We start from the raw sequence: 7,690 nt of genomic DNA, 5'->3' as shown, positions 1-7,690 counted from the left end.
CTCCCCCTCCGCCCCCGCCCGCACCACCGCCGTCGCCTGCCGGTATGCTCGCCGAAAAGGCCGCGCCTATTGTGGTCACAGGACGGGCAAGGGCGGCAGCGCCATCGCAGGATGTTCCGTTGGCCGTTTCGGCCGTGGCGGCCGACGACTATGCGCGCGGCGCGGAACGCGAAGTCGTCGTCACCGGCACGCGCGTGGCGAAAAGCGTTCCGATCGGCCGCGGCGACTGGAACGCCTGCACGGTGAACGACCCGAGCCAGGCGCTGCCGCGATGCCGGAAACTCGCCGGCAAGGCGCCCAAAGCGGTACGGCGTGACGCCGATACCCATCTTGCCGATGGCCTGAAGCAGGCGTGGGACGGCAATTTCGATCAGGCGATCGCGGCGTTCGGCGAGGCCATCGCGGTCGCCCCGGACCTTTCGGTCGCCTATCTCAACCGCGGCCTGGCCTATGATCGCCAAGGCGACAGCGAGGCCGCGCTTGCCGATCTCGACCGTGCGGTGCAACTAGCGCCGAAGTCGGCCCGCGCCTATTACAGCCGCAGCGTCCTGCTCCGGAAATATGGCAATCCCAATCGCGCGAGCGCAGACGAACAACGGGCCATCGATCTGGATCCCCGTTACCGGACGATCCTCCGGTAGGCGGCGGACCGGATCAACCGGCGTCGAACTCCAGCAGGAATTGCGTTCCCCGGCCATCGTCGGCATCGCGGCAGGAGAGGCGAATCCCGGTCGCATTGCAGAGCCGCCGCACGATATCGAGCCCGAGCCCGCTACCCGTGCTTGCGACGCCCCTTGCGAAGGGCTCGAACAGATGCGGGTCGTTGCCGAGCCCCGGTCCGGCATCGGCGATGACCAGCGCCGTGCCTTCGGCGCGAATGACCAGCTTTCCGCCCCCCGCATGCTGAAAGCCGTTGCCGATGAGATTGCCCAGAATGAGCTGGAGGGCGGCGGCATCGGCCATCACGCGCATGTCGGCCGGCACATCGACGGAAAGCTGCATCGCCTGCGCCGGAAAGCGAACCGCGGCGTCGGCCGCCGCCTTTTCCACCAGCGGCAGCAACAAGGTGGCGCTCCGGTCGCGACGCTCCCCCTCGCGGGCGACCGACAACAGAAGGTCGAGCGCCTGCGTCATGTCGGCCGCGGCGCCTTCGATCCGTCGCAAGGCCTCGGGGACGGGCGCGGGCAGGTCAGGACGCAGGGCGATGACATCGACCGCGCCGCGGATCACCGCGACGGGTGTCCGCAGTTCGTGGCTGGCGTCGCGGGTAAAGGCTCGTTCGCGGTCGACAAAATCGGCGATCCGGCGAAAGGATCGTTCGAGAGCCCCCGCGAGCAGGCCGATCTCGTTCCCGGGATAGTCGGCCGCGACGATCCGGGGAATGGCTCCGTCGGCACCGGCGATCTCGCGCGCGAGGCGGCCGAGCGGCGCTGTCGCGCGATGCGCCAGCCACCCGCCAATCAGTGCCGTCGACGCCGCGATGGCAAGGCCGAGCGCGAGCAGCATTTCGATCATCGCGGTGCGCTGCGGACGAACGATGAGGTAGCGGCCGACCTCGGCGACGGCGATGGCGGATCCAGCCGGGGCGCCGTCGCGGCCGGCATCCAGCGTGAAGCGCAGGATATGATAGTGGCGCCCCTGCTCGCCCGCGAATTCGATCCGCTGCGGGCTTTCGGCGAATTGCGCGCGCAGATCGGACGGGAGCCGCGCCGGATCGCGATAGATCCGGACATAGGCGCGCTCGGGCGGCAGCAGAACGGCATCGCGGCGCCAGCTCGCCTGCTGGCGACCGGCTTCCTCGGTCAGCGCCGCGACGAATTGCTCATCTTCGATCGCATAAGCGAACACGAAGGCGGCAAGGCCGAACACCGCGCTGGTGGCGAGCACGGCCGCGACGATGATCGCGACGATGCTTCGCCGCAGGCTCGATTGCCGCACCATCACGCCGGGACCACCAGCCGGAAACCGACGCCGTGCACCGTTTCGATCATGGGCGCGGCGAATGGCTTGTCGACGATCTGGCGAAGCAGGTGGATATGGGCGCGGAGCACGTCGGACGATGGCGGCTCGTCGCCCCACAGCCGGCGCGTCGCGTCGATACGCGCAACGGGATTGGGCGACATTTCGGCGAGCAGGAGCAGGAGGTCCCAAAGGCGGGGCGACAGGTGCAGCAGACGGCCGTCGCGCGTCGCTAGCCTCGCCTGGCGATCCACCGCCAGCGGCCCGATCACGAGACGATAGGGCTCCTGAAGGGTGGTGCGATGCGCGAGGGCGCCGATGCGCGCTGCCAGTTCGGCGAGCGCGAAGGGCTTGACCAGATAGTCGTCGGCCCCGCTCGCGAACCCGGCGAGCTTGTCACCCAGCGTGTCGCGGGCGGTCAGCATCAGGATCGGGATGCGGCGATCGGCGCGGCGCCGGACCTCGGCGCAAACGCTCAATCCGTCGCGCCGCGGCAGCGCCACGTCGAGCAGAACCAGATCGATCGGGCGGGTGAAGACGTCGCGCAGCCCGGCGTCGCCATCGGCGGCATAATGAAGGCGGTGGCCGATCGCTTCGAGATAGTCGATGATATTCGCCGCAAGATCGGCATTGTCCTCGACGAGCAGAATGTCGAGCCTGTTGTGCACATCGCCTCCCTGTCCCGGCCCGACCAGATAGCGCTGCTTCACGCGAAGCGCGTCAAAGAATCGTCAAAGACGCTTTTACATCCTTGTGACGCGCGCCGTGACATTCCTGCCCGTCCCGACAAACCGGCAGGAAACCGATAATGAAACTCTGGACAAAGCTTGCGTTGCCCGCCCTGGCCGGCGCGGTGGCCACCATCCCCCTCCCCGTGCACGCCGACACGGGTGCGGCGGAACGCGCGGGGCATGTGCTCATTGTCGTCAGCGGACACGGCCTCGACGGCGGCAAGACGCGCCCTGGGTTCGAAATGGACGAGCTTTCGCAAGCCTATGCGGTATTTACCGACAATGGGCTGACGGTCGATATCGCCAGTCCCAAGGGCGGCACGCCCGTGGCCGACGCGTTCGACCCCGACAAACCCTATAACCGGCGGTTCCTCGACGACCGCGAGGCCAGCGCCAAGCTCGAGACGGCACAAGCACTGCCGAGCGTGAAGGACAAGACATACGCCGCGATCTTCATCATCGGCGGCAAGGGCGCGATGTTCGACCTGCCCGTCGATCTCGACCTCAAACATCTGTTGGCGACCACCTATGGCGCGGGCGGGGTCGTCGGCGCGGTGTGCCATGGCCCGGCCGCCCTGATCAACGTGCCGATGCCGGATGGAAGCCGGCTGGTCGCGGGCAAATCGGTGACGGGCTTTTCCAACGAAGAAGAGGCCCTGTTCGGCAAGCGCTGGGCCGCCGCTTTCCCGGTTCTGCTCGAGGACGGGCTGCGCGGAGCCGGGGCGCGGTTCAGCGAGGCGCCGATGATGCTCGACCATGTGGTTACCGACGGCCGCCTGGTGACCGGACAAAACCCCTATTCGACCTCCAGCGCCGCGGAAGCGGTCGTTCGCGCCATGGGCCGCGTGCCCGTTGTCCGCGAGCCTTTCGCGGACGAACGAAGCATAGCGCTGATCGCTCGCGTTCAAGCGGGCGATGGCGCGGGCGCGCGCGCCGAGCTGGCCGCCGGCCCGTCAGGACACGATGTGCCGCTCATCGCCGCCTGGGGACATTATCGCGCCAAATCGCCCGGTGCCGACCGCGCGACGCTGAAGACGGCGATCGAAGTCATGGAATTGGCTTCGCCCTACTATAAAGAACCCCGGCTGGCGGCGGCGCTGACCGACGCCCGGCAAAAGCTGGCGGAAATGCCCTGATGGTCAAGCTTACGCGCCGGCGCGCGCTGCAGCCGGCGCCGCATTCCCTGCGCTGCTCTTTTTTTCGGAGATTGTCATGCCACACCCCGACCTCGTCAAATATGGCTTGGCGAGCGGCGCCGCGTTGCTGGCGCTCGTCACCGCTGCGCCGGCGGCCGCCTGCTCCGACCTCCCCAATATCTGTGCTGCGCAGGCTCAGCATCACCAGCAGATGATCGATATCGCCGCGACGTCGCCGCAGGGCGAGGAGGATCCGCGCTATGAAGAACCGCCCGCCGACCCGATGCGCGACCGGATGACCGTGGCGACCGGCATGGTCGCGCTGATGCAGGAGAGCGTCAACAATATGGTGAAGCGCGCCGAACTGATGAAAAATCCGCTCTACACCCGCTACGAGAATGGCGGCTGGGACTTTTTCCAGGATCATGCCGAGCCGGCGCCGGGCGAATATTGTGCGGCATTCTACTGGAAAAAAGACGGGTTTGTCCGACTGTCGGGCCCCGGCGGCGACTATGACGGCGCGCTGCTGACCTTTTGGAGCGACGACATTCCGCGTCCCGACACGGTCCGCAAGCTGCAGGTAACGCTGACGCAATCCGATGGAAGCCCGCCGCAGACGGTCGAGGCGCTGAACTATCATCTGGCCGGCGATGCCTATGGCGCCATCGCGCTGACGGTACCGTCGGTCGATGCGCTGCTCGACAATATGCTCGACAGCCACGGATTCGACGTGTCGATCAAGGGAAAATCGGTCGCCAAGGTCGATTGGACGGGTGGTTTGGCCGCGCGCGACCGGCTGAAAAAATGCGTGGCGAAGCGCGCGCGTAAATGACTGGGTGCCGCCCGACGCCCGCCCGGGACCGCATGATCGCGCGGACCCCGGCATGAGGGCGCGAATTCGCCCATATCCCTCGGTGGAGGGGTGGAATGATCGTCGATTGCCCGGCATCCTGGCCCCTCCAATCATGCGAGGGGCCATGCCATGCGTTACGCCAGACTGCCGATCGAGGTCGAATCTCCCGAAGAGTTCGGTTACGGGAATATCCGCAACAATCTCGCCGAAAGCTCGATCTCGGACCGCAAGCTGTCCGACCTCGGCCTGACCATTCCCGACCTCACCCTGCTCTACACCGAGCATCGCGGCAGTAGCGCGCTGCGCGCATTGATCGCGCGCGACGGCGCAGGCCTTTGCGCCGACGACGTGCTCGTCACGACCGGCGCGGCGGGGGCGCTGTTCATCATCGCGACCGCGTTGCTCGCGCCCGGCGACCATATCGTGGTGGTCCGCCCCAATTACGGGCTCAACCTCGAAACCCCGCGCGCGATCGGGTGTGCCATCGACTATGTCGACCTGACCTTCGACACCGGCTTCCGCATCGACGTCGACGCCCTCGCCGCCAAGGTCACGACGAAAACCAAGGTGATCAGCATAACCCACCCGCACAACCCGAGCGGAATCCTGTCCGACGAGGCCGAACTGCGCCGCCTGGCGGAGATCGCCGCCGACAACAACGCCTATCTGGTCGTCGACGAAACCTATCGCGAGCTGTGCTTCGGGCCGCTGACCCCGCTCGCGGCGACGCTCGGCAGCCATGTGATCAGCGTGTCGTCGCTGTCGAAAGCCTATGGCATCCCCGGCACGCGCATGGGCTGGCTGATCGTCAAAAACCCCGAACTGCACGAGATCTTCCTCGCAGCGAAGGAGCAGATCGCGATCTGCGGCAGCGTCGTCGACGAATGGATCGCCGAGCAGCTGCTGTCGCGAAAGGACGAGGTACTTGCCGAGACGCTCGCCGAAATGCGCGAACGCCGCGCGCGGGTGATCGAATGGATGGCGGGCGAGGATTTGCTCGAGTGGAACGAGCCGTCGGGCGGGGTCGTCGGTTTCGTGCGCATGCGCTCGGAGCCGGCGGGCGGCACCGCGGGCTTCTACGAGCGGCTGCTGAACGAGCATGGGACTTACGTGGCGCCGGGCCACTGGTTCGACCTGCCCGACAGTTATTTCCGCCTCGGCTATGGCTGGCCGACGCGGACGGAGCTGGGAGCGGGGCTGATCGCGATATCGGCGGCGCTGCGGGGATAGGCCAAGGCCGTCGCCCCCGCGAAGGCGGGGGCCGGCGGCAGCTCAGCCACTTAGCCGCTCCCACACGGTCTTGGCGATCGCGATGTCCTGCACCGCGACGCCGGTCAGGTCGGCCACCACGATATCGGTCTCGGCGAAGGCGACCGGATTTTCGAGCAGCGCGCCGAGTTCGACGAGCGATTCCGCCGCGACCAGGCCCGCGCGGACCGGCCAGCCCGCCTCGCCATGATGCGCGCACTGCACCGCGGAATCGACGATCAGCCGCGCTTTCGCAGTGAGCGCGGTTTCGAGTTCCTGCTTGCCCGGCGTGTCGGCACCGACCGCGACGATCCGCGTTCCGGGCCGCACCATCGCCTCGGTCAGCACGGGCGTCGTCGACGGCGTCGTGGTGACGATCAGGTCGGCGCGCGCACATAGTTCGGCGGGGCTCACGGCTTCGCCGCCCAATTCGGCCGCCAGCGCGGCTGCCCTGCCCGCGCTACGGCCATGGACGAGGATTTCGTCCAGACCCAGCAGCCGCGCGATCATTTCGCCCTGCATTTTCGCCTGGATGCCCGTCCCCACGACGCCGAGGGTCGTCGATCCCGGCCGGAGGATCGCACGCGCGGCGATCGCGCCGGCGATCGCTGTTCTTGTATCGGTGAGCAGCCCCTCGTCGCGGAGCATCGCCAGCTGCTCGCCCGTCTCGGCGCTCACCACGATCATGAAACCGTTGCTCGACGACAGCCCGCGCGCGGGGTTGCGGTAGAAGCTCGTCGCGAATTTGAAGACGAAGACCGTGTCGCCCGCGATATGCCCGCCCTTCACATGGCAGTCGCCGGGCGGGTCGGCGAAATTCAGATGCCCGACCTCGGCGAGTTGGACCTCGCCGCGGTGCAGGCGGCGAAACCCGTCCTCGATCGCCGCGATCGCCGCTGCCTCGTCCAGCGTCGCGACGATCTCGGGCAATTCGACTATCCGCATGTCGGTCATCCTGCTGTTGCACGACAAGCAGGTGTCAGCTTTGTCGGAATAGTCCATCCCCCGACGGAGGGATCATGGCTGCAACGATGCAATCGGCACTGACCACGATGATCGGCGCCATCGGCGACGCGGGCTTCGCCGCGGCCGCCGCGGAGGGATTACGGTCGGCCATCGGCTTCGATCTGGCGGCAGCGGTACTGCATCGCGCCGACGCGCCCGCCGAGCTTCTTTTCGACGGATTTGCGCCCGCGGGTTTCGGGCAGGGCCTCGCCAATTATTGCCGCCATACCCATGCGATGAGCCCGATGCTCCATCCCGCACCGATGCTCGGCGCGGTACGTGCGAGCGACTTTGCGATCGAAGGCGGCGCGCGACCCGGCGACTATCTCGTCTGGACGAGCGAAGAGGAAATGGGGTTCCGCACGCTCGGCTGGCCCGAACGCTGCGAGGAGATCGGGCTCTATGTCGCGGCGTTGGGCGGCGTCGTCGAGCTCAGCTTCTATCGCGAGCGCGCCTCCACCGCGCTTTCGCCCGCCGACCTAACGGCGCTGGGCACCTTGTCGGGCCCGGTCAAGGCGGCCTTCGATCGCCACGCGGCGCTGTGCCGCCCGGCGCCTTCGCTGGACCGCCTGACCACACGCGAATGCCAGGTTTACGACTTGATGGTCGCGGGCTGTTCGAGCGAGGCGATCGCGCTGCGGCTCGACATCAGCCGGCACACGGTCAAGGATCATCGCAAGCAGATCTTCCGCAAGCTCAACGTGGGCTCGCTCGCCGAACTGTTCGCGCAGAGCCGCCGCGCGAACTGATCCCTCCGA

The 7,690-nt window shown here is 67.3% G+C and carries 8 protein-coding genes; 5 read left to right on the top strand and 3 right to left on the bottom strand.

Annotation, left to right across the window (positions count from 1 at the left end):
• Positions 1-641 (top strand): tetratricopeptide repeat protein (locus ATE62_RS11390; RefSeq protein WP_231736246.1); only part of this gene is annotated, 641 nt, incomplete at its 5' end.
• A 13-nt stretch (positions 642-654) separates the two neighbouring features.
• Here the strand turns inward: ATE62_RS11390 and ATE62_RS11385 are convergent.
• Entirely contained in the window at positions 655-1,941 is a 1,287-nt protein-coding gene (locus tag ATE62_RS11385) for a sensor histidine kinase (protein WP_058808146.1), read from the bottom strand.
• Positions 1,941-2,669, bottom strand: a complete 729-nt coding sequence (locus tag ATE62_RS11380) for a response regulator transcription factor (RefSeq protein ID WP_197411673.1) — start codon at positions 2,667-2,669, stop codon at positions 1,941-1,943. Before ATE62_RS11380 ends, ATE62_RS11385 begins: the two co-directional genes overlap by 1 nt.
• Before the next feature lie 98 nt (positions 2,670-2,767).
• Between ATE62_RS11380 and ATE62_RS11375 the strand changes: the two genes are divergently transcribed.
• From ATE62_RS11375 to ATE62_RS11365, 3 genes are all read left to right on the top strand, one after another.
• Entirely contained in the window at positions 2,768-3,826 is a 1,059-nt protein-coding gene (locus tag ATE62_RS11375) for a type 1 glutamine amidotransferase domain-containing protein (protein WP_058808145.1), read from the top strand.
• Between the two features lie 76 nt (positions 3,827-3,902).
• The gene (locus tag ATE62_RS11370) at positions 3,903-4,658 is read left to right on the top strand and encodes a hypothetical protein (RefSeq protein WP_058808144.1); all 756 of its coding nucleotides are present in this window, start codon (positions 3,903-3,905) and stop codon (positions 4,656-4,658) included.
• Between the two features lie 150 nt (positions 4,659-4,808).
• Positions 4,809-5,909 carry a pyridoxal phosphate-dependent aminotransferase gene (locus ATE62_RS11365; protein ID WP_058808143.1) on the top strand — a complete coding sequence of 367 codons (1,101 nt, stop codon included), beginning with the start codon at positions 4,809-4,811 and terminating at the stop codon, positions 5,907-5,909.
• A gap of 42 nt (positions 5,910-5,951) precedes the next feature.
• On the opposite strand, the gene ATE62_RS11360 is transcribed toward ATE62_RS11365, so the two are convergent.
• On the bottom strand, positions 5,952-6,872 hold the full coding sequence (locus tag ATE62_RS11360) for a hypothetical protein (protein ID WP_197411672.1): 921 nt from the start codon (positions 6,870-6,872) through the stop codon (positions 5,952-5,954).
• A 74-nt stretch (positions 6,873-6,946) separates the two neighbouring features.
• Between ATE62_RS11360 and ATE62_RS11355 the strand changes: the two genes are divergently transcribed.
• Positions 6,947-7,681, top strand: coding sequence for a helix-turn-helix transcriptional regulator (locus tag ATE62_RS11355; protein WP_082662760.1), 735 nt, complete (start codon positions 6,947-6,949; stop codon positions 7,679-7,681).
• The last annotated feature ends 9 nt before the right edge of the window (positions 7,682-7,690 follow it).

This window comes from Sphingopyxis sp. HIX, from assembly GCF_001468285.1.
GTDB lineage: Bacteria > Pseudomonadota > Alphaproteobacteria > Sphingomonadales > Sphingomonadaceae > Sphingopyxis.
Note: the sequence above shows the minus strand (reverse complement) of the source record. Positions and strands in the feature narration are given on the sequence as shown.